Here is a 25,417-nt window from a genome sequence, read left to right as displayed (position 1 = left end):
GAGCGGGCGGGGCTGAGCACCATGAAGACCGACACCCTGGTGGGCAAGACGCCACCTCCGAAGAAGCGGGCGGACCGAGGGCCCGCGCCGGGCGCACCGAGCCGGCTGCTGTTCCTCGTCGCGATCCTGCTGCCGCCCCGCTTCACCCCCGAACGGGTCCGCTACGACCGGCGTTACCGCACGCTCGACAAGTACCGCTTCATCGTGGGCTTCCTGGCCGTGCCGCTCGCGTTCTACGCGCTGTTCGTCGTCTCGCCCTTCCTCCAGGCGATCTACTACTCGTTCACCGACTGGTCCGGCGGTCCCGTCGCGAACTTCGTCGGGTTCGACAACTACCAGAAGATGTGGAACGACGAGCGGTTCTGGGACTCGTTGCGGGTCAGCACCCTTCTGCTCGTCGTCGCCCCGGTCCTCACGCTCGTCCTCGGCATGTTCTTCGCCTACATGATCACCGCGGGCGGCCGGCACCGCAGGGGCCAGGCCATCGCGGGCGTCGCGGGATCGTCCTTCTACAAGGTCGTCTACTTCTTCCCGCAGGTGCTCTCCGTCGCCATCGTCGCCGTCGTGTGGGGACGCGTCTTCAACACCCGCAGCGGCCTGATCAACGGCGGCCTCGACAAGGTCGGCGTCGAAGGACCCGCCTGGCTCGGCGGCGACCAGACCCTCGCCGTGATCGCGCTGCTCACCGTGATCAGCTGGAGCTTCATCGGCTTCTACGTGGTCTTGTTCTCGGCGGCGATGGGCGCGATCCCCAAGGACATCTACGAGGCGGCGCTGCTCGACGGCGCGGGCCGGGCCCGCACCTTCTTCAGCGTCACGCTCCCGCTGATCTGGGACACGGTGCGCACCGGCTGGATCTACATGGGCATCCAGGCGCTCGACACCTTCGCGATCTGCCTGGTCATGGTGCCCCCGCACGTCCTGAAGGTGACCCCCGTCTTCCTCTACGAACGCTTCCGCGACGGCCAGTACGGCTACGCCACGTCCATCGGCGTCGTCCTGCTCGTCCTCAGCATGGCGTTCTCCCTGATCGTCATGCGGGCCGGGAATCGCGACCGGATCGAATACTGAGACCGCGGGAGCCACTGCATCATGACCACGACCACCACCACCGCGCCCCGCATCGAAGCCTCCGACGCGCCCCGCGGCGAGAAGGAGAAGGGCGCCACCCTCAACGTCTTCTCGCACGCCTTCCTCGTCCTGTGGGTGCTCCTCGCCGCCGGTCCGCTGATCTGGGTCGCGCTCACCGCGTTCCGTCCCTCGGCGGAGATCCTCAGCGACCCGATGGGCTGGCCCGCCGCCTTCCACTGGGAGAACTTCGCCAACGCGTGGAACAAGGCCGACATCGGCCGCTACACCATCAACTCGCTGATCATCCTGTCCGGTTCGCTGACCGGCACCATGCTGCTCGGCTCGATGGCGGCGTATGTCATCGCCCGCTTCACCTTCCCGGGCAACCGTCTCATCTTCATGCTGTTCGCGGGCGGCATGATGTTCCCCGTCATCCTCGCGCTCGTCCCCCTCTTCGCCGTCATGGAGAACTTCGGCCTGCTGGAGACCCGGCCCGGGCTGATGATCGCGTACATCGCGTACTCACTGCCCTTCACCACCTTCTTCCTGACCTCCTTCTTCCGCACGCTGCCGACCGGCGTTCAGGAGGCGGCGATGGTCGACGGGGCCTCGCACACCCGTACGTTCTTCCAGATCATGCTGCCGATGGCCAAGCCGGGCCTGGTCAGCATCGGCATCTTCAACTTCCTCGGCCAGTGGAACCAGTACCTGCTTCCGCTGCTGCTCAACAACGAGGAGAAGGAGAACTACGTGCTGCCGCAGGGGCTCGCCTCGCTGGCGGTCTCGCAGGGCTACCGCGGGGACTGGGGCGCCCTCTTCGCGGGCCTGACGATCGCCATGCTGCCGGTCCTCGTGGTGTACGCGGTCTTCCAGCGCCAGGTGCAGGCCGGTCTCACGGCCGGTGCCCTCAAGTGAGCCTGGCGGCAAGTGATTTCAGGTTGGCCACGAAAGTGGTCTAGGCCTGTTGAGGCGAAACGTCACGTGAGTAATGTCGGCGCGACGGCGCCGCAGGGTGCGACTGTACGCGCTCAAGTCGACACCGATGTCGAAGGGTTGAACAGCATGAGGAATCGAATGGTCGCCACCGGTGCGGCAACGCTCTGTATGGCACTCGGACTTACCGGCTGCGGCGGCGACAGCGACAGCGGCGACGGAAAGACGATCAAGCTCGTCGCGGCCGACTACGGCGACAAGGCCTCCAACGCCTCCAAGGTGTACTGGAACGAGGTCAAGAAGGAATTCGAGAAGGCCAACAAGGGCTACAAGGTCGACGTCCAGGTCATCAACTGGAACGACATCGACAAGTCCGTCAAGAACATGATCCAGGCGGGCGACGAGCCGGACCTCCTCCAGACCGGCGGCTATGCCGACAAGGTCGCCGACGACCTGCTCTACAAGGCCGACGAGGTGCTGTCCGCAAAGACGCGCGACAACCTCATCCCGACCTTCGCCAAGGCCGGCGAGGTCGACGGCACGCAGTACGGCATTCCGTGGGTCTCCTCGAGCCGCGTGATGTTCTACAACAAGGACGTCCTCAAGAAGGCCGGCGTGAAGACCCCGCCGAAGACCTGGGACGAGCTCGCCGCGGCCGCGAAGAAGATCAAGTCCGCCAAGGCCGCCGAGACCCCGTACGCCCTGCCCCTCGGCCCCGAGGAGACCCAGGGCGAGACGATGATGTGGGAGCTCGGCAACGGCGGCGGCTACACCGACGCGGACGGCAAGTACACCCTCGACAGCGCCCAGAACGTCGAGACCTTCGAGTGGCTCAAGACCAAGCTGGTCAAGCCCGGCCTCACCTACGCCAACCCCGCCTCGACCGACCGCAAGACCGCCTTCGGCGACTTCGCGGCCGGCAAGGTCGGCATGCTGAACGGCCACCCGAGCCTGATCCAGATGGCCAAGGAGGGCAAGGTCGACTACGGCGTCGCGCCCATCCCCGGCAAGACGGGCCCGCTCGACAGCACCCTCGGCGTGGCCGACTGGATGATGGCGTTCAAGGACGGCGGCGCCGAGAAGGAGGCCGTGAAGAAGTTCCTGGACTTCACGTACTCCAAGAAGATGCTGGCGTTCGACGAGATGTACAACCTCATGCCCGTCACGCAGGACGTCCTGAAGGAGATGCAGAGCAACGGCAAGCACAAGGACCTGGAGCCGTTCTTCCAGGTGCTGCCGAACGCCAAGTTCTACCCGCTGGGTGACACCTCCTGGGACGTCGTCTCCGCCGAGATGAAGAAGACCGGTGGCAAGGCCGTCTCCGACGACCCCAAGCAGATCCTCGGTGACCTCCAGAAGAAGGCGGAGACCGCGGCGGCCGACGCCAAGTAGCCACCGCCCAGACCCAGTTCGCAAGGAGTCCTTGTGTCCCTGAAGGCCCCTCCGTCCCCGGCCGCCCGCGGCCGGGGACGGGGCGGGCGCGCACCCGGCCGCGTGAGCCGCCGCAGCGGCATCGCCCGGCTCGGCCCGCTGCCCTGGATAGCGCCCGTCATCCTGCTGATCCTCGCCGTGGTCGTCTGGCCCGTCGTCGAGCTGATCCGCACCTCGTTCCTCAACGTCTCGATCTCCGGCAAGGTGCGCGGCAGCGCCGGGACCGACAAGTACAAGAAGCTCTTCGAGGAGAGCGACCTCGGCGCCGTCCTGCTCTGGACCGTGGTGTGGACGATCGTCGTCGTCGGCTTCACGATGCTGTTCTCGCTCGCCCTCGCGCAGCTCTTCAACCAGAAGTTCCTCGGGCGCCGCGTCGCCCGCTGGGCGCTCATCGCCCCCTGGGCGGCGTCCGTCCTGATGACCGCCATCGGCTTCAAGTGGATGCTCAACCAGACCGCGGGCGTCCTCAACACCGTGATGCTGGACCTCGGTCTCATCGACAGCTCCAAGGACTGGCTGGGCAGACCGGAGACGGCCTGGCCCTGGATGATGGCCGTCGCCGTGTTCGTCTCGCTGCCCTTCACCACGTACACGCTGCTCGCCGGGCTCCAGACGATCCCGCGGGAGGTCTACGAGGCGTCCCGGATCGACGGGGCGGGGTCCTGGCACACGTACCGGTACATCACGCTGCCGATGCTGCGGCCCGCGTTCCTCGTCGGCGTGGTCATCAACCTCATCAACGTCTTCAACTCCTTCCCGATCATCTGGGCCATGACGCAGGGCGGTCCGGGTTACGACACCTCCACGTCGATGGTGTTCATGTACAAGCTGAAGGAGACCGACATCGGTGAGTCCGCGGCCATGTCGGTCGTGAACTTCCTGATGGTCGTGGTGCTCGTGCTGATCTTCCTGAAGGTCAGCCGGTGGAACGAGGAGGACTGATGGCCACCGCCACGGCGCCCCGCAAGGCGCCGCACAAGAGCCCGGGGGCCCCGAAGAAGCGCTCCTTCCGGCCGCGCACCCTGGTATACACGGCCGTCGCGTGGCTGCTCGCCGCGCTCTTCCTCGCGCCGTACCTGGAGATGATCGTCACCGCGCTGCGGCCCAAGGACGAGCTGCGGGACCGCACCTACCTGCCCCAGAACCTGGAGTGGGCCAACTTCGTCGACGTGTGGAAGGAGTCCGAGCTCGGGCAGAACCTCCAGGTCACCCTCCTGGTGGCGGGCGGCGCCACGCTGCTCGTGCTGATCGTCTCGCTGCCGGCCGCGTACTACACGGCGCGCATGCGCTTCCGGGGCCGCAAGCTGTTCCTCCTGCTCGTCCTGGTCACCCAGATGTTCCAGCCCACCGCCCTGCTGGTCGGCCTCTACCGCGAGTTCCACCAGCTCGACATGCTCAACTCGGTCTGGACGCTGATCCTCACCAACGCGGCGTTCAACCTCGCCTTCGCGGTGTGGATCCTGACGGCCTACATCAGCTCCATCCCTCCGGAGCTCGAAGAGGCCGCCATGGTGGACGGCACCAGCCGCTTCGGGGCCATGATCAAGGTGACGCTGCCGCTCGCGCTGCCGGGCGTGGTCACCGCGGTGATCTTCACCTTCATCACCGCCTGGAACGAGTTCGTCATGGGGCTCACGCTCACCACCGAGCCCGCCAAGCAGCCGCTCACGGTGGGCATCAACAACTTCATCGGCAACTACACGGTGCAGTGGAACTACCTCTTCGCCGCGTCCGTGGTCGCGATCGTGCCGGTCATCGTGCTGTTCGCCTTCATCGAGCGGCATGTGGTGAGCGGGCTCACGGCGGGGTCGGTGAAGTAGCCGGGGCGGCTCTACGGGGCGGCCGGGCGCTCCGCGGTGACCAGCCACGACGTGCTGCGCAGCCGCACCGTGCCGTCCGCCGCCTCGTGCTCGCGCAAGTGGTCCGTCAGGGTGCGCAGGGCGCGGGCCCGCGCGCTCGCGTCGGCCTGCTCCATCAGGTGGCGGCCGGGGCCGGTTCCCAGCAGGAACCGGGCCGCGTCCCCGGCTCCCTGCCCCCACACCCCGTACGCCTGTACCTGGTTGAGGGCGATGCCGGTGAATCCGGCCGCGGTGAGGACGTCGCGGGTGCGGTCCGGCGCGGCCAGGGAGAACATGCCGGGCGCCCCCGGCCGCCCGAAGTCGCCGACCGGCAGGAGGTCGCGCAGTGACGCCATCGCCGTCACCCAGCCGTTGAGCGCGGCATCGGCCGGGCAGACGAACGCCAGGCGCCCGCCGGGGCGCAGCGCCCGGCCGACGTTGCCGAAGGCGGCCACGGGGTCGGCGTAGAACATCACCCCGAAGCGGCTGATCGCCGCGTCGAAGGCATCCGCTCCGAGGGGGTGCACCTGCGCGTCGCCCTGCGTGAACGACACGTTGACGATGCCTTCCCGTTCGGCGCGGGCCCGGGCCTCGGCCAGCATCGGGCCCGACAGGTCGAGGCCCAGCGCGCGGCCCCGGGGTGCCCGGAGCGCGGCGAGGCGCGTGGTCTGCCCCGAGCCGCAGCCGAGGTCGAGGGTCCGGTGGTCCCCGGTGATCCCTGCGGCGTCCAGGAGCGGCTCGTCGAAGCCTCCGTTCACCGCGTTCCAGCGGTCCTGGTTGCGGGCCCAGTGGGTGCCCTCGGGGCCGTTCCATGCCTGGGCCTGCTCGGTGTTGACGATGTCCGGCACGGGTTCCTCCTGTGGTGGACGACAGGGAGTGAGCACTTGCCCAGCCAGTTTGGGCAAGTGCCCAAAGAGTATGGGCGCGTGCCCAAACTGGCAATGCCCGGTACTATCCAGGTGCTTGAGCCCCACGGGGGCGGCGGAGTCGGAACGGAAGAAGAGGCCCATGTCACCGCGCGGAGTGGCGACGCCGGACGTACGCGAGCGGCTGTTCGCGGCCGCCGAGCGCATCGTGGAGAGGGACGGCCCCGGCGCGCTCACCAGCCGGTCCGTCACCACCGAAGCGGGCAGCGCCAAGGGGCTGTTGCACACGCACTTCGCGGGGCTCGACGAGTTCGTGGCCGAGCTCTGCCTCGACCGGTTCGCGCGGACGGCGGCGAAGGCGCGGACGCTGTCGGGGGCCGCCGGGCAGGGCACGGTGACGCGGAACCTGGAGGCCGTCGCCTTCGCGCTGTTCGACTCCGGCGGTCCCGCCATCTCGGGCCTGGCCATGACCCGCCCCGCCGCCGCGCTGCGCATCCGCGAGGCCCTCGAAGGCGGGGCGCCAGGCTTCAACGCCATCCAGGAGGCCATCACCGGCTACCTGAAGGACGAGCAGGGGCTCGGCAGGGTGGCGGCGGCCGTCGACCCGGACACGGCGGCCCTCGCCATCGTCGGCACGGCCCACCACCTCCTGATGACCGCCCACCCCGACACGAACCCACGGCCCGCCATGGCACGCCTGGTGGCCACACTGGTGAACGCTTAGCACCGCCCACCGGCCGGCCGGCTTGGTTGGCGGGCTTCGCCCGGACGCGGGCTTCCACCTCTTACACGCGTCGAAGCCTCGCCCGGCCGCCCCGCAGGGGCCGCGGCGCGGTCCGTCGAGCGGTCATGCGGAGCTGGTCCGTCCAGTGAGGGGGGCACGGCGGCGGCAAGGTCACCCGTGTCGGATCTCCGTCAAGGACTTGACTGCGGCATCTCCTACAGCCGAGTTTGGAGTTCACAACTTGTACATGGCCTGGTACCCACTCCGGGGACCGGCGTCACGGGGGGCCTCGCGCCGCCCGAAATAGGGCAAAGGGTGGATGAGTCAATGGAGACTCCGGGGTCGCAGTCCTCTCTGCACCGGGCCAATCTGGAGCGGGTCGTACGCGCCGTGCGGCTCGCCGGATCGCTCACGCAGGCGGAGATCGCGAGGGCGACGGGCCTTTCGGCCGCGACGGTCTCCAACATCGTCCGCGAGCTGAAGGACGGCGGAACCGTCGAGGTCACCCCCACTTCGGCGGGCGGCAGGCGGGCCCGCAGCGTGTCACTCAGCGGCGACGCGGGCATCGTCATCGGCGTCGACTTCGGCCACACGCACCTGCGCGTGGCCGTCGGCAACCTCGCCCACCAGGTGCTCGCGGAGGAGTCCGAGCCGCTGGACGTGGACGCCTCGGCCGCGCAGGGCTTCGACCGGGCCGAGCAGCTCGTCAGCAGGCTGATCGCGGCCACCGGCGTGGACCGCGAGAAGATCGCCGGGGTCGGGCTCGGCGTACCGGGGCCCATCGACGTGGAGTCAGGGACGCTCGGCTCGACCTCGATCCTGCCGGGCTGGACCGGCACCAAGCCCGCCGAGGAGCTCGGCGCCCGCCTCGGGGTCCCGGTGCACGTCGACAACGACGCCAACCTCGGCGCGCTGGGCGAGCTGGTCTGGGGCAGCGGCCGCGGGGTGCGGGACCTGGCGTACATCAAGGTCGCGAGCGGCGTGGGCGCGGGGCTCGTCATCAGCGGGCACATCTACCGCGGGCCCGGCGGCACGGCCGGGGAGATCGGGCACATCACCCTGGACGAGTCGGGCCCGGTCTGCCGCTGCGGCAACCGCGGCTGCCTGGAGACCTTCACCGCCGCCCGGTACGTGCTCCCGCTGCTCCAGTCCTCCCACGGCACGGATCTGACCATGGAGCGCGTGGTCGGCCTCGCGCGGGACGGTGACCCGGGGTGCCGGCGCGTGATCGCGGACGTCGGGCGGCACATCGGCAGCGGCGTGGCGAATCTCTGCAACCTGCTCAACCCCTCCCGGGTGGTGCTCGGCGGGGATCTCGCGGAGGCCGGTGAGCTGGTCCTCGGGCCCATCAGGGAGTCCGTGGGGCGGTACGCGATCCCGAGCGCCGCGCGGCAGCTCTCGGTCCTGCCCGGCGCCCTCGGCGGCCGCGCGGAAGTCCTCGGCGCGCTGGCCCTCGCGCTCAGCGAGATGGGCGATTCAACCCTTTTGGACGGAACGCTGCCCGCGAGCGCACCTGCCTTCACTTAGATAACGCATGGCACCGTTGTCATCTCGTTAAGGATTTACTCCTTGACGCTGGTGTGGCGGCCGAGTTGACTTCGAGCCACCTCGGCCGCAACGACGCGGCCTCGTCAGGGAGGCACCCCAAATGAACGCAATGACGCGTCGCGTCGTCATAGGCACCGCCGCGGTTTCGATGGCACTGGCCATGACCGCCTGTGGCAAGGCCGGAGACGGCGACGACAAGGGCAGCGAAGCCGGCGACAGCAAGACCATCGGTCTGCTGCTCCCCGAGAACAAGACCACGCGCTACGAGACCTTCGACCGCCCCATCATGGAGGCGAAGATCAAGGAACTCTGCTCGGACTGCGAGGTCAAGTACAACAACGCGGCTCAGGACATCGAGACGCAGAAGAAGCAGTTCGAGGCCCTTGTCACCCAGGGCGTCAAGGTGATCATCCTCGACGCCGTCGACTACAAGTCGACCAAGTCGTGGGTCAAGCAGGCCGAGAAGCAGGGCGTCAAGGTCGTCGCGTACGACCGTCTCGCGGAGGGCCCGCTCGCCGCGTACGTGAGCTACGACAACGAGAAGATCGGCCGCCTCCAGGGCGGGGCCATGGTCAAGGCGCTCGGCTCCGACGCCAAGGACGCCAACATCGTCATGATCAACGGCTCGCCGACCGACCCGAACGCCCCCTTCTTCAAGAAGGGCGCCCACTCGGTGCTCGACAAGCAGGTCAAGAAGATCGCGTACGAGCAGGACATCCCGGACTGGTCGCCGGACGAGGCGAACCGCAAGATGTCCTCCGCGATCGACAAGCTCGGCAAGGACGGCATCCAGGGCGTCTACGCCGCCAACGACGGCATGGCGGGCGGCGTGATCACCGCCCTCAAGCAGCGCGGCATCAAGGTCCCGGTCGGCGGCCAGGACGCCGAACTCGCGGGCATCCAGCGTCTGCTGAGCGGCGACCAGGACTACACGATCTACAAGCAGATCAAGCCGGAGGCCGAGACCACCGCCGAGATCGCGGTGAACCTGCTCAAGGGCAAGAGCATCGACGCGATCGTGGACCGCAAGGTCGACTCGCTCAGCGGCGACTTCAAGGGCATCCCGGCCAAGCTGTACGACGCCCAGGCGATCACCAAGGACGACGTCGCCGACACGATCGTCAAGGACAAGGTCTACAAGGTCAGCGAGATCTGCACCGCCCAGTACAAGAAGGCGTGCGACTCCGCGGGCATCAAGTAGTCCGCGTGGCCGCGGGCATCAGGTAGCCCGCAGGCCCCCTCGGTACCGGTCCGGTGCCCGCCCCGACACACCGCCCCGCAGACGGGGGGCGGGCACCGGACTCCCCTCTCGCACAGCTCTTGCTGCACCACCATCCCCGCCGGTCAGGCGGCGAAGGAGATGATTCACGTGTCCGCTACGCCCGTGCTGGCGTTGCGCGGGGTCTCCAAGCGGTTCGGCGCCGTCCAGGCGCTCACGGACGTTGACCTCGAAATCCACACCGGTGAGGTGGTCGCCCTCGTCGGCGACAACGGCGCCGGAAAGTCCACTCTCGTCAAGACGATCTCGGGCGTTCACCCGATCGACGACGGCACCATCGAGTGGGAGGGCAGGAGCGTCCGCATCGGACGGCCGCACGACGCCCAGAACCTCGGCGTGGCCACCGTTTACCAGGACCTCGCCCTCTGCGACAACCTCGACGTCGTCGCCAACCTCTTCCTCGGCAGCGAGCTGAAGAGCGCGTCCGTCCTCGACGAGATCAAGATGGAGAAGCGGGCCAGGGAGCTCCTGGACACCCTCTCCATCCGCATCCCCAGCGTCCGCATCCCGGTCGCGGCGCTCTCCGGCGGTCAGCGCCAGGTCGTCGCCATCGCCCGCGCGCTGGTCGGCGACCCCAAGGTCGTCATCCTCGACGAGCCCACCGCGGCCCTCGGCGTCGAGCAGACCGCACAGGTCCTCGACCTGGTGGAGCGGCTGCGCGAGCGCGGCCACGGCGTCATCCTCATCAGCCACAACATGGCCGACGTCAAGGCCGTCGCGGACAAGGTCGCCGTGCTGCGGCTCGGCCGCAACAACGGAATCTTCTCCGTCGCGGACACCACCAACGAAGAGATCATCGCCGCCATCACCGGCGCCACGGACAACGCCGTGACCCGCCGCAGGGCGCGCACGGCCACGGCACCGAAGGAGGACGCGAAGTGAGCGACCTCGCCAAGACCCCCACCGGCAAGGACTCGGGTCCCGCGACCGACGCGCCCGCGTCGGCCGCCCCGAGCCCCGCCGTCGACCCGCGCCTGCTCGTCCGCGAGGAGGGCCTCGCCGGCTACCTCACCGAGTTCAAGCGGAAGCTGCGCGGCGGTGAGCTCGGCTCGCTGCCCGTCGTCATCGGGCTGATCGTCATCGCGGTCATCTTCCAGATGAAGAACGACCACTTCCTGGACGCGAGCAGCCTCGCGAACATCGCGGTCTTCACCTCCGGCCTCGGCATCATGGCCGTCGGCATCGTCTTCGTCCTGCTGCTCGGCGAGATCGACCTCTCGGTCGGCTCGGTGGCCGGCATGGGCGCGGCGGTCTGGGCCGTGCTGAGCGTCACCCATGGCCTGAACGACTGGCTCTCGGTGCTCATCGCCATCGCGTCCGGCATGGTCATCGGCGCCGTCCACGGCTTCTTCTTCGCCAAGGTCGGCGTGCCCGCCTTCGTGGTCACCCTGGCCGGCTTCCTCGGCTGGAGCGGGCTCCAGATCTGGCTCATGGGCGGCGAGGGGAGCATCAACACTCCCGAGGGCAGCGTCGTCGAGGACCTGACCGGTCACTTCTTCGCGGAGAAGGGCGCCGCGTACGGTCTGGCCGCCGTCGCGATCATCGCGTACGCGGGTTCCCTGCTGCTCGACAGCAAGCGCCGCAAGGCCGCCGGGCTGCCCTCGCGCCCGGTCAGCGAGATCGCGCTCCGCACGGTCGTCGTCGCCGTCCTCGCGGGCGGTGCCGCGTACCAGCTGAACGAGCCCCAGGGGGCGCGCGGCCTGCCGCTGGCCCTGGTGCTCTTCCTGGCCGTCCTGGTGATCGCGGACTTCGTGGCGCGGCGCACCACCTTCGGCCGCCAGGTCTTCGCGGTCGGCGGCAACGCGGAGGCCGCCCGACGGGCCGGCATCAACGTCGACCGGATCAGGATCACGGTCTTCGCCATCTCCGGAATGCTCGCCGCGTTCGGCGGCCTCTTCATCGCCAGCCTCTCCGGCGGCGCGACCAAGAGCCTGGGCGGCGGCAACACGCTGATGATGGTCATCGCCGCCGCCGTCATCGGCGGCACGAGCCTCTTCGGCGGGCGGGGCAAGGTGTGGTCCGCCCTGCTCGGCATGCTGGTGATCCAGTCCATCCAGCAGGGGCTGAACCTGCTCGGCATGGCGAGTGAGATCCAGTACATGATCACCGGTGCGGTTCTGCTGGCCGCGGTGGTCATCGACTCCATTTCGCGGCGTACGCAGAAGTCCGCCGGCCGGGCCTAGCCGGTACCGGCTCTCGGCCCCGCCAGGCTCTGACGACCCCGCGCGCCCCTTCCGGGGCGCGTGGGGTTGCCTGTTTGAGTGACCGGGAAACTACTCCCCTGACGCGGGCGCCCGTAGCGGAACATTAGACTCGGGAGTTCCGGCAACGCTCGAACAGCACATCTCAGCTCTAGCAAGGAGGCACGGGTGCCGCTGCTGAACCGCATCTCGGGACCGCGCGATCTGGACCAGCTCAGTCCCGAGGAGCTGAGCCGGCTGGCCGGAGAGATCCGCAGCTTCCTCGTCGAAGCGGTCGCCAAGACCGGTGGCCACCTCGGCCCCAACCTGGGCGTGGTCGAGCTCACGATCGCCCTGCACCGCGTCTTCGAGTCGCCCAAGGACAAGGTCCTCTTCGACACCGGCCACCAGAGCTATGTGCACAAGCTGCTCACCGGCCGCCAGGACTTCGGCAAGCTGCGCAGCAAGGGCGGCCTGTCGGGCTACCCCTCGCGCGCCGAGTCCGACCACGACGTGATCGAGAACAGCCACGCCTCCACGGTCCTCGGCTGGGCCGACGGCCTCGCCAAGGCCAACGAAGTGCGCCGCAAGGACGACCACGTCGTCGCCGTCATCGGTGACGGCGCGCTCACCGGCGGCATGGCCTGGGAGGCGCTGAACAACATCGCGGCCGCCAAGGACCGCCCCCTGGTGATCGTCGTCAACGACAACGAGCGCTCCTACGCTCCGACGATCGGCGGCCTCGCCAACCACCTGGCGACCCTGCGCACGACCGACGGCTACGAGCGCTTCCTGGCCCGCGGCAAGGACATCCTGGAGCGGACGCCGGTCGTCGGCAGGCCGCTCTACGAAACGCTGCACGGCGCCAAGAAGGGCCTGAAGGACTTCATCGCCCCGCAGGGCATGTTCGAGGACCTCGGCCTGAAGTACGTCGGCCCGATCGACGGCCACGACATCGAGGCCCTGGAGTCCGCCCTGACGCGCGCCAAGCGCTTCGGCGGCCCGGTCATCGTGCACTGCCTCACCGAGAAGGGCCGCGGCTACCAGCCCGCCGAGGAGGACGAGGCCGACCACTTCCACGGCATCGGCCCGATCCACCCCGACACCGGGCTGCCCATCGCCGCGGGCGGCATGGACTGGACGTCCGTCTTCGGCGAGGAGATGGTCAAGCTCGGCCGCGAGCGCGAGGACATCGTCGCGATCACCGCCGCGATGCTCCAGCCGGTCGGCCTGAAGAAGTTCGCCGAGGAGTTCCCCGACCGGGTCTACGACGTGGGCATCGCCGAGCAGCACGCGGCCGTCTCCGCGGCGGGCCTGGCCACCGGCGGCGTTCACCCCGTCTTCGCCGTCTACGCGACCTTCCTCAACCGCGCCTTCGACCAGCTCCTGATGGACGTGGCCCTGCACAAGTGCGGCGTCACCTTCGTCCTGGACCGCGCGGGCGTCACCGGCACCGACGGCGCCTCCCACAACGGCATGTGGGACATGTCGATCCTCCAGTGCGTGCCGGGGGTGCGGATCGCCGCGCCGCGCGACGCCGACCAGGTCCGCCTCCAGCTCCGCGAGGCCGTCGAGGTCGACGACGCCCCGACCGTCGTGCGCTACTCCAAGGGCGCGGTCGGCCCGGCGGTCAAGGCCGTCGGCAAGGTCGGCTCGATGGACGTGCTCCGCGAGGCGGGCAGCGACCGCCCTGACGTGCTCCTCGTCTCCGTGGGCGCGCTGGCCCCGATGTGCCTGGAGATCGCGGGACTCCTCGACAAGCAGGGCATCACCACGACCGTGGTCGACCCGCGCTGGGTCAAGCCGGTCGACGAGGCGATGGCGCCGCTCGCCGACCGGCACCGCGTCGTCGTCACCGTCGAGGACAACTCCCGCGCGGGCGGTGTCGGCTCCTCGGTGGCCCAGGCCCTGCGGGACGCCGGCGTGGACGTGCCGCTGCGGGACTTCGGCATCCCGCCGCGCTTCCTCGACCACGCGTCGCGCAAGGAGATCCTGGCCGAGATCGGCCTGACGGCGCCGGACATCGCCCGCCAGGTCACCGGACTCGTCGCCAAGCTCGACGGCAAGTACGAGCGTTCGACCGCAGGCGTGGACTCCGTGGAGCCCGCCCGCGACTGACGCACCGCCCGCGAGCGACTCCGACGAGCGGCACGGCCGATGGGCCGGTCCCGACACCCTGTACGGGTGGTGGGACCGGCCCATTCGCGTGAATGGGACCGCGCCGGGGCGTACGGGGTACTAGGTCTCTCGATCATGTCGGGGACGACAAGCGTGGGAGGTACGCCCGTGAGCAGCACCCTCTTCAGGACGAAGAGCGTCGAGCAGTCCATCAGGGACACCGAGGAGCCGGAGCACGCGCTCAAGAAGTCGCTGTCCGCCCTCGACCTCACGGTCTTCGGCGTCGGTGTCATCATCGGCACCGGCATCTTCGTCCTGACCGGAAAGATCGCCAAGGAGACGGCGGGCCCCTCGGTGGCCCTGGCCTTCGTCGCAGCCGGGCTCGTCTGCGCGCTCGCGGCCCTCTGTTACGCCGAGTTCGCCTCGACGGTGCCCGTGGCGGGCTCCGCGTACACCTTCTCGTACGCCTCTCTGGGTGAGTTCCCCGCCTGGATCATCGGCTGGGACCTGGTCCTGGAGCTCGCGCTCGGCTGTGCGGTGGTCGCGGTCGGCTGGTCCGGCTATCTGCGCTCGCTCCTGGACAGCGCGGGGCTGCACCTGCCGCAGGCGATGAGCGGGACGCACGAGGGGAAGTTCGGCTTCGACCTGCTGGCCTGCGTCCTCGTGCTCGCCCTGACCGGCATCCTGATCGCGGGGATGAAGCTCTCCTCGCGTGTCACCAACGTCATCGTCGCCGTCAAGGTCACCGTGGTGCTCCTCGTCGTGATCGTCGGCGCCCTCTTCATCACCGGGTCCAACTACGACCCGTTCATCCCGCCGTCCGAGCCGAGCGAGGGCAGGGGCGGCATCGCCGCCCCGCTGGTCCAGCTCATCTTCGGCTTCACGCCCTCGCACTTCGGCGTGATGGGTATCTTCACCGCGGCGGCCGTGGTGTTCTTCGCGTTCATCGGCTTCGACATCGTCGCCACCGCCGCCGAGGAGACCCGTAACCCGCAGCGCGACGTGCCGCGCGGCATCCTCGGCTCGCTCATCATCTGCACGCTCCTGTACGTCGCCGTGTCCGTCGTCGTCACCGGCATGCAGAAGTACAGCGAACTCTCCACCGACGCGCCGCTCGCGGACGCCTTCAAGGCCGTCGGGCACCCCTTCTGGGCGGGGCTCATCAGCTTCGGCGCGGCCGTCGGCCTGACCTCGGTCTGCATGATCCTGCTGCTCGGCCAGACCCGTGTCTTCTTCGCGATGAGCCGAGACGGGCTGCTGCCCAAGACCTTCTCCAAGGTGCACCCGAAGTTCGGCACGCCCTACCGCTCCACGATCCTGCTCGGCGTGGTCGTGGCGGTCGTCGCGGGCTTCACCTCCATCGACGAACTGGCCGAGCTGGTCAACATCGGCACGCTCTTCGCCTTCGTCGTGGTCGCCCTCGGCGTCATCCTGCTCCGCAAGCAGCGCCCCGACCTGCCGCGCGCCTTCCGCACCCCGCTCGTGCCGTTCGTCCCGATCCTCTCCGTGCTCGCCTCGCTGTGGCTGATGCTCAACCTGCCCGCTGAGACCTGGCTGCGGTTCGCCGTCTGGATGGTCCTCGGCGTCGTCATCTACTTCGCGTACGGGCGCTCGCACAGCCGCCTGCACACCGGCGACGGACGGTAGCGGCGCCCCATGCCCGCGGCGTCCGCCACTTCGGCACCCTCCGTCCGCGCGCCAGGGGAGGGGGCGCCCGGCCGAGGCACCTACTGGGCGCGGCTGCTCCCGCTGCTCGCCGCCCTGGCCTGCGTGACCCGGCTGCCCTCCTTCCGCCGGCCGCTGTGGAGCCCCGACGAGGGCTATCTCGCCGTGCAGGCGCGGATGCTGGCGCAGGGCGGCGCGCTCTACGAGACGGTCGTCGACCGCAAGCCGCCGCTCGTCCCCTGGCTGTACGCGGGGTCCCTGGCCCTCTTCGGCGACTCCTCGCTGCTCGCGCCGAAGGTGCTCGCCGCCGCCGCGCAGCTCCTGACCGCGGTGCTCCTCGCCTCGCTCGCCCGGCGCCGCTGGGGGAACCGGGCGGGGCGCACGGCGGGCGTCGTGTACCTCCTCATCTCGATCGGCCTCAACCCGGAGGACACCCAGGCGGCCACCTTCGAGATCTTCATGCTGCCGTGCACGGCGGCCGCCGTGTGGTGCGCCGACCGCCGCCGGTGGGGTGCGGCGGGCACGGCGGTGGCCTGCGCGTTCCTCGCCAAGCAGACCGGGGGAGCGGTGCTGCTCCCGGTGGTGTGGCTGCTCTGGCGGGGCGGGGGCCCGCTGCGCGGCGGGCCCCCGCGGCGGGACGTGGCGCGCCTCGCGGCGGGGCTGTGCGGTCCCGTCCTCGCGGCGGCCCTCGTCACGACCCCGCGGGGCTTCGTCTTCTGGACGGTCACGGGCTCGGGCGCGTACGCCTCGTTCACCGGCTCCGAACTGCACGTGCTCGGCCGGGGGCTCGTCAACGCCCTGCTCCTCGCGGCGGCCTGCGCGGGCATCATCCCGGCGGTCCTGCGGGCCCTGCGGGGGGCCCGCGGCGGGGCGGCGGACCTGTGGCTGTGGCTGGCCTCGTCGGTGGCCGCGGTACTGCTCGGCTTCCACTTCTTCGGCCACTACTACCTCCAGCTCATGCCGCCGCTCGCCCTGCTCGGCGCGGCGGCGCTGCGAGGCCTGCCGCGCGAACGGACGGCCGGGGCGCTCATCGCCACGGGGTGCTCGTGCGCGGTGTTCCTGGCCTGGGGGCTGCTCGCGCCGCGCCCCGACCTCGCGCACGCGGGGCGGCTCGCGGAGGCGGTGCGGGAGCGGACCGCCCCCGGCGAGCGGGTGCTGGTCTGGGGGATACACCCGGAGACGTACTGGCTCGCCGACCGCACCCCGGCGAGCCGCTACCTCACGGCCGGCCTCCTCACCAACTACAGCGGCGGCCGCAACGGCCCGGGGGTGGGCGAGAAATACGCCGTCCGGGGCGCCTGGCCCACCTTCCACGAGGAACTGCGCCGCCACCCGCCGGCCCTGATCGTCGACGACTCCCGCGGCAAGCCGTACGGACCCGACCGGGTGCCGTCCCTGGGCCGGGTCCTCGCCGAGGGCTACCGGGCGGTCGGGAGGGTGGACGGGGCGGTCCTCTACGCACGTACGGACGGGCCCCGGGGCGCCTTCGGCCGGGGGCTAGGAGGTTTCTGACGGTGCGTCCTGGCGGCGCCAGGTGCGGGTGAGGCCGGCCAGGGCCTCGACCGCCTCGCGCGCGTGCGTGCGGTCCTCGCGGATGCCGGGGCCGAACTCGAGGTGCAGCCAGGGCACGTCGTGGAACGCGGCCGCCCGTCCCTGCACGTTGGAGCGGCCCTCCAGCGGGCAGGACCTGGCCCAGGCGCGGCAGACGTCGAAGCCCTGCTCCCGCAGCGAGTCCGCGAGGTCGCGGCCCTCGGTCACGGCATGCCTGCCCCGGCCGGTGGAGGCGACGACGTCGTGCTTCGGTGCCGAGTCGTCGGCCATGCCGTGGAGCTGCACACCGGGGAGTCCGCGGCGCACCAGTTCGGCACAGATGGCGTGAAAAACGCTGTCCCTGCGGTGCGCGACGTCCGCCGTGTCACCACGCCCGGCTTCGCGATGTGCACCTGCGATGACAAGCATGCCGCCCGGGGCGCGGCTGAGGAGCTGCGCGCCGAGCTGTTCGGTGTACCGGTCGGCCACGGGGTGCGGCACCTGGACCGACCAGCGGACGGGGGAGTCGAGGTCGATGTAGACCCGCCCCCAGCCGCGCGGCGCCGCACCGCCCTCGGAGCGGTCGGCGACCTCCGCGTACCGCCGCCCGCCGACCGGGTCCTTCACCGTGCGGACCGCGAAGTCGACGTCGGCGAGGCGGCGCTCGGCGGCGGCGCGCTCGCCGTCGAGGAGCAGGGCGACACTCGTGGCCAGCGTGCGCCGGTCGTCGCGGGTGGGGCGGCGGTAGCCGCTGTCCTCGTCGAAGCCGGAGGTGTAGTCGGTGACGATGCGTTCCAGGCCGTCGGCCGGCCGGTCGTCCGGCGTGGAGCCGGCCGGGCTCCGGCTCCCTCGCGAGGGCTCGCGGCCCGGGTCCGAGGACCCCGAGCCGCACTGCGACAGGCTGAGGACGCAGGCCGTCACGCCCGCGAGAACCCCGAGTTTCTTTGCGATCGTGATCAGCCGTGTGCGGTAGCTCTTCATGGTTGTATAAAGATATCCCTGTGATGACACGTCCCCCCCGCAGGCATTTTGTGACCTGTGCGGCCTCCGCGTTCCTGCTCGCCGGCACCGCAACCGCCTGTGGCTTCGTCGGCAACGACGACAAAGCCGCATCCGACGGCGGCCCCTCGTTCACCGTCGCCGCCGCGGGCGACATCCTGATCCACTCACCCCTGACCGATCAGGCCCGCAAGGACGCCAAGGCCACCGGCAAGGGCGAGCAGGGCATCGACTTCGGGCCGATGCTGGCCGGGGTCAAACCCGTCATCGGCAAGGCCGACCTCGGCATCTGCCACTTCGAGACCGTGACGGGCAAGCCCGGCGGCCCCTTCGAGGACTTCCCCGATTTCATCGTGCCGCCGCAGATCGCCACGGCGATCAAGGGTGCTGGCTACGACCAGTGCTCGACCGCGTCCAACCACACCCTCGACCACGGCCTCGGCGGCGTCACCCGCACCCTGGACGCGCTCGACAAGGCGGGTCTGCGGCACACCGGGTCGGCGCGCAACGCCGCGGAGGCGGGCAAGCCGCTGGTCACCGAGGTGAAGGGCGTCAAGGTCGCGCAGATAGCCTTCTCCTTCGGATTCAACGGCCGTGAGGTCCCGAAGGACAAGCCGTGGATCGTGAACCAGAACAAGTTCGACGCCATCGCCGCCGCCGAGAAGAAGGCGCGCTCGGCGGGCGCCGAGGTCGTGATCCTGAGCATCCACTGGGGGCGTGAGCACCAGCCCGAAGCCACCTCCTCGCAGATCAGTCTGGCCCGCAGGATCGCGCGCGAGACCGGCATCAACCTCGTCATCGGCCACCACGCGCACGTGGTCCAGCCGATGGAGAAGGTCGACGGCACCTGGATCGCGTACGGACTCGGCAACCAGGTCGCCCGGCACGACGCGCCCAGCGGACTGACGGAGGAGGGCGTCATCGGCTGGTTCGAGTTCGTCAAGCGCGGCGGGGAGTGGGACGTCGACGCCAAGTACGTGCCCACGCTCATGGACATCCCGCCGGACCCGGACGAGGCCGGCACCCAGCCCAAGGGCGCCGTCAAGGAGCACCGGCTCCTGGATGTGGCCGCCACGCTGAAGGACGGTGAAGGGCTCAGCGAGCAGCAACGCGCCCGCTACCGCCTGGCCTTCGAGCGCACCCAGGGCACGCTCCTGAACCGGGGAGCGGCCAAGGACGGCCTCGAACCGCTTGAGTCACTACCCGGTGACTGACCGCCGCACTCCGGTCATCAGTGCGACCTAGCTCACACTTTCCCCATCCCGTACATCTCTTCGAGGGGTTCACGGGTCCAAGCTCTCCGGAACGCATCACTATGCGCTTCCGCGTCCCGCGTCACCCCCAGGAGAGGAGCACCCCTTGGCCGCTTCGCGTTCGAAGCGGCGGCACAAGGTCCGCCGAAGGACCGACATGTCTCTGCTGGGTGGCATACGTCCCCCCATCGCCGTGCTGTCGGTCCTGCTCCTCGCCCTCGCGGGCGTCACCGCTCTCACCCTCGGCCGCGCCGGCCAGGAAGCAGTTCCCAAAGCAGTCAAACTGTCCCAACAGCACTTCGCCGAGGACGGCGCCATCGCGCTGCGCGCCTCCATCGACGAGTCGGTCACCGACCTGGCCCGGAACGCCGAGCTGTTCAGTGCCGGCGATCCGGTGCCGCCCGACGCCGTCCTCGACAAGATCGGCAGTGTCTACCAGAAGTGGAGGGGCACCGCGGTCGTCGAGATCTCCTCGGGCAAGCTCCTCGCCGCCCGTGGCGAGAACGTGCCGCTGACCGCCATCGACCGCGGCAAGCTCGCGGACAAGGACGGTCTCGCGCCGCGCATGGTGCGCCTGGAGAACGGCGAGACCCGCCTGCTCTCCTTCGCCCTGCTCACCTGGAAGGGGCAGCCGCAGCAGCTCCTCGTCGCCTCCGGCAGCCTGCGCTTCCCCGGCATCAGCCTCGGCAAGTTCCGCTCCATCGCCGTCGTCGGCCAGGACGGGCACATCCTGAGCGACGACGGCATCGCCGACCCCGCGCAGGCGGACGGCGACGGCGAGCGCGAGCGGATCAGACAGGCCGACAAGCAGCTCAAGGCCTTCGCCACCACCGCGGCGAAGAAGTCCCGCACCCACCCGGTCATGTCCAAGGAGCCGGGCTCCGGCGGCTTCCTCGGCGTCAGCGGCCACCTCACCGGCGATCGCCATCTCGGTGAGCGTTCCGTCGCGGGTTACGCGAGCCTCGCGGGACCCGAGGCGGGCGAGGCCACCGTCGCCACCCGGCTCGGCCTCACGGTCGTCGCCATGGTGCCGGTCGCCGAGGACCCGACGGCCACCACCAGTTCGGCCTTCGGGCTGCTGGCTGCGGCCGCCCTGCTGCTCATCGGCGGCGTCACCGTCTTCCTGCTCCTGCGGACCGTGCAGCGCCCGCTGATCCAGCTCTTCCTGGAGGGCCGCCGGCTGAGCCGGGGCGACCTCGAACGGCCCGTCTCCGTGCCGCGCCGCGGCGAGGCCGCCCGCATCGGAGCCGCCCTCGAACGGCTGCGCCGCCAGTTGCTGGGCGCGCCCGCCGACAAGCAGGAGCGGTCCGCCCGCAAGGGCAAGTTCGGCAGCCGTACCCTCATCGCGGTCTGCGCGGTGCTCCTGCTCGCCTGGTCCGCGCCGCTCATGCTGATGCTCAACCGCGCCGGCGACAGCGTCGTCGTACCGCAGCAGATGGTCAACGACCAGCGCGAGCGCACCGACACCCTCACCGACCGGGTGCGCCGCGCCCTCAACGAGGGCCACGCCGACCTCACCTCGGTCGCCTCGCTCATCGGGAACCGCACCGAGGCGTCGGACATGTCCAAGGTGCTCGAAAGCACCATCCACCAGCACAGCCGCTACCAGTCCCTCTACGTGCTCGACGCCAAGGGCAAGGTCCTCGCGAAGGCGGGCGACGACCCCCGCAGCCCCTCGGACGAGGGCCCGTCGGACAAGGCCGTCCGCGTCATCGACGAGGGCAGCAAGGAACCGGTCATCATCGGCACCGCCGAGATGTCCGGCCGCGAGGGCGCTGCCGTGGTCGGCGAGTTCCGCATCGAGTTCCTCAACTCGCTGCTGAAGCGCCCCGGGCTCGGCGAGGTGCGTGTCGTCGACGAGAAGCGCAAGGTGATCGGCGCCAACTCCGGTTACCAGGAGTTCGAGGGCCTGCCGAGCGGGCGGCTCAACGCGCTCGCCGAGGGCACCGCACAGAAGGTGGGCGTCAGCACGCGTCCCAGCGGTGTCCTCTACCGCGACGGCGACGAGATCCAGATCGCGGCGGCCGCGCCCTTCGCGGGCGGCGGCGCCGCGGCCTCCCTCGGCTGGACCGTCGTGAGCTGGCAGCCCGCCTCCGGTCTCGCGATCCCCGAGTACACCCTCCAGAACCGCACCGTCCTCGCCGGACTCCTCGGCATCACCGCGGCGGCGGCCTGTCTCGGGTGGCTGCACATCATCGTCGTGCGACCGCTGCGGAACCTCGTCGAGAAGGCCGAGGCGCTCGCCGACGGGGACCGCCGCACCGTCCTGTACCCGACCCACCACGACGAGGTCGGTGCCGTCACCCGCAGCCTGGAACTGATCAGGCAGCAACTGCCGACGGGCACACAGCGCAAGCGGGACGGCGCCACGGCCGGCCTCGCCGGAAGGAACTGAACCCCGTGCTCTTCCTCTACACCGTGCTCGTGGTGTGCAGCGCCATCCTGCTGGCGGCCGGAGTCGTCGAACAGCGGCGGCACTTCGCCAGCCTGGAGCACATCCCCACCCGGGTGCTCGTCAACGGCATCCGCGGCAAGTCCTCCATCACCCGCCTCTGCGCGGGAGCCCTGCGCGGCGGCGACCTCACCACGGTCGCCAAGACCACCGGCACCGCCGCCCGCTTCATCCACCCGGACGCCACCGAGGAGCCCGTCTACCGCAAGTTCGGCATCGCCAACGTCGTCGAGCAGATCGGCATCGTGCGGCGCGCCGCCGCGTACAACCCGGACGCCCTGGTCATCGAGTGCATGGCGGTCATGCCTGCGCTCCAGGAGATCAACCAGTCCAAGCTGATCCGCTCCACCATCGGCGTGCTCTGCAACGTCCGTGAGGACCACCTCGCCGAGATGGGCCCCACCCTCGACGACGTGGCGCGCTCGCTGTGCCGCTCCATGCCGGAGAACGGCATCTGCGTCACCGCCGAGAAGGACCGTTTCGACATCCTCCAGGAGGAGGCGGACGCGCGTAACTGCGAGCTGATCTACGCCGACCCCGAGACGGTGAGCGACGAGGAGCTGCGCGGCTTCAGCTGGTTCACCTTCAAGGAGAACGTGTCGATCGCGCTCAAGGTCGCCGAGCTCGTCGGCGTGGGCCGCGAGGTCGCCCTCCAGGGCATGTACGACGCCCCGCCGGACCCGGGTGTCCTCTCGGTCGAGCGGTACGCCACCGAGGACGGCAAGAAGCTCCGCTTCGCCAACGTCTTCGCGGCCAACGACCCCGAGTCGACGCTGATGAACATCAACCAGCTCCTCGACCTCGGCGCCATCAACCGCCCGCTCAACGTGGTCATCAACTGCCGTCCCGACCGCGTCGAGCGCAACGGCCAGATGGGCGAGATCATCCCCGACCTCCAGCCGGAGAAGGTCTTCGTCATCGGCCACCCCGCCAAGTCCGCCATCGACGCGATCCCCGCCGACTGGCGCGGGCGCGCGGTGGACCTCGGCGGCGACCGGCGCGACCCCGAGGAGTTCATGAACGAGATGCTCGGGCTGCTCGGCCCGGACTCCTCGCTCGTGGCGATCGGCAACATCCACGGCCAGGGCGAACTGCTCCTGGAGCACCTCGCGGAGCTGCCGCCGGACGAGAGCGAGGAGCAGGCTCCGGAGGAGCCCGCACCGTTCTACGAGCCGCACGTCGACCCGTACCAGCACTACCCCGAGGCGTACGAAGAGCGGTACACCCCGGTCCACACCCAGCAGATCCAGCAGATCCACGCGCAGCAGGCCCACGCGCACGCGCAGCAGGTCCAGAACCAGCCGTACCAGGACCAGCAGTTCTACGCCCCGCAAGAGCACTACCAGCAGCACCCGCAGCACCAGCAGTACGTACAGAACCAGCAGCAACAGCAGCACCAGCAGCAGCACCAGCAGTACGTGTCCCACGAGGGCTACGCGCCGCAGGAACCGCAGCCCCAGCCCCCGGCACCCCGCGGCCTCTTCGAGCCGCGGGTGCCGCCCGCACCGCCCGCCCATGACGACGACCAGCAGTGGCACAGCCCAGGAGAGCCCCGTTGATTCCCTCCGTCCTCACCCCCGAGATCGCCGCGGTCGGCATCGCGCTCGGGCTGCTCTTCTCCCTGGTCTGCTACCTGACGACCAACCTCTCGCCCGGCGGCATGATCACGCCGGGCTGGCTCGCCCTGACCCTCGTCGAGGACCTCCAGCGCGCGGCCATGGTGCTCGGCGTGACCGTGCTGACCTACCTCGGCACCCTGCTGATGCAGAAGTACGTGATCCTGTACGGCAAGCGGCTGTTCGCCGCGGTCGTGCTGCTCGGCGTCACCCTCCAGGCGACCGTGATGATCGTGCTGTCGATCGAGTTCCCGCTGATGTACGCGAACCAGACCCTCGGATTCATCGTCCCCGGCCTCATCGCCTATCAGCTCGTGCGCCAGCCCAAGGGCCCCACCCTGCTCGCCACCGGTTCGGTGACGCTCATGGCCTACGTCATCCTCACCGCCGGGATCCTCCTCGGCTTCATGCCGTCCGTCTGAATCGCAGGAGTCACCCATGCCGCCCAAGAAGAAACGTCCCGTCGTCCACGCGGCGACCGTGCTCGCCCTCCTCGCGGGCAGCGCGTACCTCACCGTGGAGCTCCGCAAGGACGAGGAGGCCAAGACCCCCACGGTCCAGGCCGTCACCGACACCCCCGGCCTGCAGAACAGCAACGGCAAGCCGGGGAGCGGGAAGCAGAAGTGGGAGCGCCTGAAGAACCCCGACCGCTCCGTCCTGCGCACCGAGAGCGGCAAGGTGCTCGCCACCTTCACGGACGGCGCCCGCAGCGCGACGCTGACCGGCCCGAGCCGCACCTTCACCGAGCCCGCGAACACCAAGTCCCGCGTCGTCACCAACGACTGGGTGCGGCTGATGCCGGAGACCTGGCGCGAGGGCGCCGAGAAGGAGAAGTGGTTCAAGGACTGGTACAAGGAGTTCTCCGGCAGCGAGCAGGACGACATCTTCGCGATGGCGTTCCAGTACGTGGAGAACGCGCCGGTCAAGAAGGACGACGAGGGCATCGCCTACGCGGGCGACGCCGACTTCGGCCCGATCAACCCCGAGGGCAGTTCCGGCAACGACCTGCGCCTGGAGCAGTCGGACTTCTTCGACTACCTCGGCATCCCGTACACGTTCCGCGACGGCACCACCATCCAGCCCGAGAAGATCCGGGCCCGCGCCATGGACTGCTCCGGGTTCATCCGCACGGTCTTCGGCTACCGCGCCCGCTACCCGCTGATGTCCAACGACCAGGCCGGCGACGGCCTGCCCCGCACCGCCAACGGCATGGCGCGCGGCAAGGCCGGCACGGACGTCATCAAGCTGAAGGGCGTCTCCGCGGCGGACCGCCCCAAGTCCATCGACGTCATCCAACCCGGTGACCTGGTCTTCTTCAAGCTGGACGCCCGCACCAAGCAGCGCCTGGACCACGTGGGGATCTTCCTCGGCCACGACGCCGACGGCCACAAGATCTTCATCTCCAGCCGCGAAGAGGTCAACGGCCCGACGATCGGCGACAAGGGCGGCACGTCACGCCTGGACGGCAACGGCTACTACGCCTCCACCCTGCGCAGCGCCAAGCGGCTCTAGGGGCGTATCTCACGGGCGTACGGTCCGGGGGCCCGCGCATTGGGCCCCCGACTCGCCCACCCTCCGGCGCAGTTCCCGGTCGGCCGTGATGACCAGGCAGGGACGGCCCGCGGCCCCGGCGGCCAGTTCCGCGATGCGGTCGTCGCCGCTGCCGGGCGCGCTCTCCACCCGTACACCGGGCACGGACTCCACGCCGCGCGCGGCGCCCTCCACGACCAGGACGATGTCCAGCGGCCCCGGATGGCCGGGCAGCCCTTCCTCCGCGTACGCGACGAGTCCGTCCCGCAGCCGCTCGGCGGCCCCGCGGCGGTCGTGCCACCAGCCGTCGGGGACGGACCCGACGACGTTCGCGGCGTCGACGACGACGAGAGTTCTCATGCGGCAAACGTAAACTAACCAGTA

21 protein-coding genes are annotated in these 25,417 nt (G+C 69.9%); 18 read left to right on the top strand and 3 right to left on the bottom strand.

Going from position 1 to position 25,417, the window contains the following annotated elements; translation table 11 throughout:
* Positions 1 to 21 precede the first annotated feature (21 nt).
* From ACZ6JY_RS07990 to ACZ6JY_RS07970, 5 genes are all read left to right on the top strand, one after another.
* On the top strand, positions 22 to 1,071 hold the full coding sequence (locus ACZ6JY_RS07990; RefSeq protein ID WP_469193389.1) for a carbohydrate ABC transporter permease: 1,050 nt from the start codon (positions 22 to 24) through the stop codon (positions 1,069 to 1,071).
* A gap of 21 nt (positions 1,072 to 1,092) precedes the next feature.
* Positions 1,093 to 1,986 (top strand): carbohydrate ABC transporter permease, encoded by an 894-nt coding sequence (locus ACZ6JY_RS07985; RefSeq protein WP_469193387.1) that lies wholly within the window; start codon positions 1,093 to 1,095, stop codon positions 1,984 to 1,986.
* A 189-nt stretch (positions 1,987 to 2,175) separates the two neighbouring features.
* Positions 2,176 to 3,396 (top strand): extracellular solute-binding protein, encoded by a 1,221-nt coding sequence (locus ACZ6JY_RS07980; RefSeq protein WP_469193386.1) that lies wholly within the window; start codon positions 2,176 to 2,178, stop codon positions 3,394 to 3,396.
* Positions 3,397 to 3,429: 33 nt separating this feature from the next.
* Positions 3,430 to 4,377, top strand: coding sequence for a carbohydrate ABC transporter permease (locus ACZ6JY_RS07975; protein ID WP_469193384.1), 948 nt, complete (start codon positions 3,430 to 3,432; stop codon positions 4,375 to 4,377).
* Positions 4,377 to 5,255 carry a carbohydrate ABC transporter permease gene (locus ACZ6JY_RS07970; RefSeq protein WP_469193382.1) on the top strand — a complete coding sequence of 293 codons (879 nt, stop codon included), beginning with the start codon at positions 4,377 to 4,379 and terminating at the stop codon, positions 5,253 to 5,255. The genes ACZ6JY_RS07975 and ACZ6JY_RS07970 overlap by 1 nt, the downstream gene beginning before the upstream one ends.
* An 11-nt stretch (positions 5,256 to 5,266) precedes the next feature.
* Here ACZ6JY_RS07970 and ACZ6JY_RS07965 read toward each other — a convergent pair whose 3' ends face one another.
* Positions 5,267 to 6,121 carry a methyltransferase domain-containing protein gene (locus ACZ6JY_RS07965; protein ID WP_469193380.1) on the bottom strand — a complete coding sequence of 285 codons (855 nt, stop codon included), beginning with the start codon at positions 6,119 to 6,121 and terminating at the stop codon, positions 5,267 to 5,269.
* Between the two features lie 160 nt (positions 6,122 to 6,281).
* On the opposite strand from ACZ6JY_RS07965, the gene ACZ6JY_RS07960 reads away from it, so the two are divergent.
* The 8 genes from ACZ6JY_RS07960 (at position 6,282) to ACZ6JY_RS07925 (ending at position 17,165) form a co-directional block, all read left to right on the top strand.
* Positions 6,282 to 6,863, top strand: coding sequence for a TetR/AcrR family transcriptional regulator (locus ACZ6JY_RS07960; RefSeq protein ID WP_469193378.1), 582 nt, complete (start codon positions 6,282 to 6,284; stop codon positions 6,861 to 6,863).
* A gap of 327 nt (positions 6,864 to 7,190) precedes the next feature.
* Positions 7,191 to 8,390: an ROK family transcriptional regulator gene (locus ACZ6JY_RS07955; protein ID WP_469193376.1), complete on the top strand. Its 1,200-nt coding sequence runs from the start codon at positions 7,191 to 7,193 to the stop codon at positions 8,388 to 8,390.
* A gap of 121 nt (positions 8,391 to 8,511) precedes the next feature.
* Positions 8,512 to 9,612, top strand: a complete 1,101-nt coding sequence (locus ACZ6JY_RS07950) for a substrate-binding domain-containing protein (RefSeq protein ID WP_469193374.1) — start codon at positions 8,512 to 8,514, stop codon at positions 9,610 to 9,612.
* Between the two features lie 159 nt (positions 9,613 to 9,771).
* Positions 9,772 to 10,572 (top strand): ATP-binding cassette domain-containing protein, encoded by an 801-nt coding sequence (locus tag ACZ6JY_RS07945; protein WP_447040616.1) that lies wholly within the window; start codon positions 9,772 to 9,774, stop codon positions 10,570 to 10,572.
* Positions 10,569 to 11,873 carry a sugar ABC transporter permease gene (locus ACZ6JY_RS07940; protein WP_469193372.1) on the top strand — a complete coding sequence of 435 codons (1,305 nt, stop codon included), beginning with the start codon at positions 10,569 to 10,571 and terminating at the stop codon, positions 11,871 to 11,873. Before ACZ6JY_RS07945 ends, ACZ6JY_RS07940 begins: the two co-directional genes overlap by 4 nt.
* Positions 11,874 to 12,059: 186 nt before the next feature.
* Positions 12,060 to 13,988, top strand: coding sequence for a 1-deoxy-D-xylulose-5-phosphate synthase (gene dxs, locus ACZ6JY_RS07935; protein ID WP_469193370.1), 1,929 nt, complete (start codon positions 12,060 to 12,062; stop codon positions 13,986 to 13,988).
* 135 nt (positions 13,989 to 14,123) lie between these two features.
* The gene (locus ACZ6JY_RS07930) at positions 14,124 to 15,635 is read left to right on the top strand and encodes an amino acid permease (RefSeq protein ID WP_469193368.1); all 1,512 of its coding nucleotides are present in this window, start codon (positions 14,124 to 14,126) and stop codon (positions 15,633 to 15,635) included.
* A gap of 9 nt (positions 15,636 to 15,644) precedes the next feature.
* Positions 15,645 to 17,165: an ArnT family glycosyltransferase gene (locus ACZ6JY_RS07925; protein ID WP_469193366.1), complete on the top strand. Its 1,521-nt coding sequence runs from the start codon at positions 15,645 to 15,647 to the stop codon at positions 17,163 to 17,165.
* Here the strand turns inward: ACZ6JY_RS07925 and ACZ6JY_RS07920 are convergent.
* A complete protein-coding gene (locus tag ACZ6JY_RS07920; RefSeq protein ID WP_469193364.1) occupies positions 17,151 to 18,164 on the bottom strand; it encodes a hypothetical protein in 1,014 nt (337 codons plus the stop codon). The two genes, ACZ6JY_RS07925 and ACZ6JY_RS07920, sit on opposite strands and share 15 nt — an antisense overlap.
* 23 nt (positions 18,165 to 18,187) lie before the next feature.
* Here ACZ6JY_RS07920 and ACZ6JY_RS07915 point away from each other — a divergent pair, with 23 nt between their 5' ends.
* The 5 genes from ACZ6JY_RS07915 to ACZ6JY_RS07895 all read left to right on the top strand — a co-directional run bounded on the left by ACZ6JY_RS07915 (position 18,188) and on the right by ACZ6JY_RS07895 (position 25,015).
* On the top strand, positions 18,188 to 19,396 hold the full coding sequence (locus ACZ6JY_RS07915; RefSeq protein ID WP_469193362.1) for a CapA family protein: 1,209 nt from the start codon (positions 18,188 to 18,190) through the stop codon (positions 19,394 to 19,396).
* A 196-nt stretch (positions 19,397 to 19,592) separates the two neighbouring features.
* Positions 19,593 to 21,830 (top strand): HAMP domain-containing protein, encoded by a 2,238-nt coding sequence (locus ACZ6JY_RS07910; protein WP_469193360.1) that lies wholly within the window; start codon positions 19,593 to 19,595, stop codon positions 21,828 to 21,830.
* Positions 21,831 to 21,835: 5 nt separating this feature from the next.
* Entirely contained in the window at positions 21,836 to 23,446 is a 1,611-nt protein-coding gene (pgsB, locus tag ACZ6JY_RS07905; RefSeq protein ID WP_469193358.1) for a poly-gamma-glutamate synthase PgsB, read from the top strand.
* Complete coding sequence (locus ACZ6JY_RS07900) at positions 23,443 to 23,925, top strand: poly-gamma-glutamate biosynthesis protein PgsC/CapC (protein ID WP_447040625.1); 483 nt, start codon at positions 23,443 to 23,445, stop codon at positions 23,923 to 23,925. Before pgsB ends, ACZ6JY_RS07900 begins: the two co-directional genes overlap by 4 nt.
* A 16-nt stretch (positions 23,926 to 23,941) precedes the next feature.
* The gene (locus ACZ6JY_RS07895) at positions 23,942 to 25,015 is read left to right on the top strand and encodes a C40 family peptidase (RefSeq protein WP_469193356.1); all 1,074 of its coding nucleotides are present in this window, start codon (positions 23,942 to 23,944) and stop codon (positions 25,013 to 25,015) included.
* A gap of 9 nt (positions 25,016 to 25,024) precedes the next feature.
* On the opposite strand, the gene ACZ6JY_RS07890 is transcribed toward ACZ6JY_RS07895, so the two are convergent.
* Positions 25,025 to 25,393, bottom strand: coding sequence for an NTP pyrophosphohydrolase (locus ACZ6JY_RS07890; protein ID WP_469193354.1), 369 nt, complete (start codon positions 25,391 to 25,393; stop codon positions 25,025 to 25,027).
* Between the last annotated feature and the right edge of the window lie 24 nt (positions 25,394 to 25,417).

Source organism: Streptomyces sp. NPDC046335, from assembly GCF_055587985.1.
Note: the sequence above shows the minus strand (reverse complement) of the source record. Positions and strands in the feature narration are given on the sequence as shown.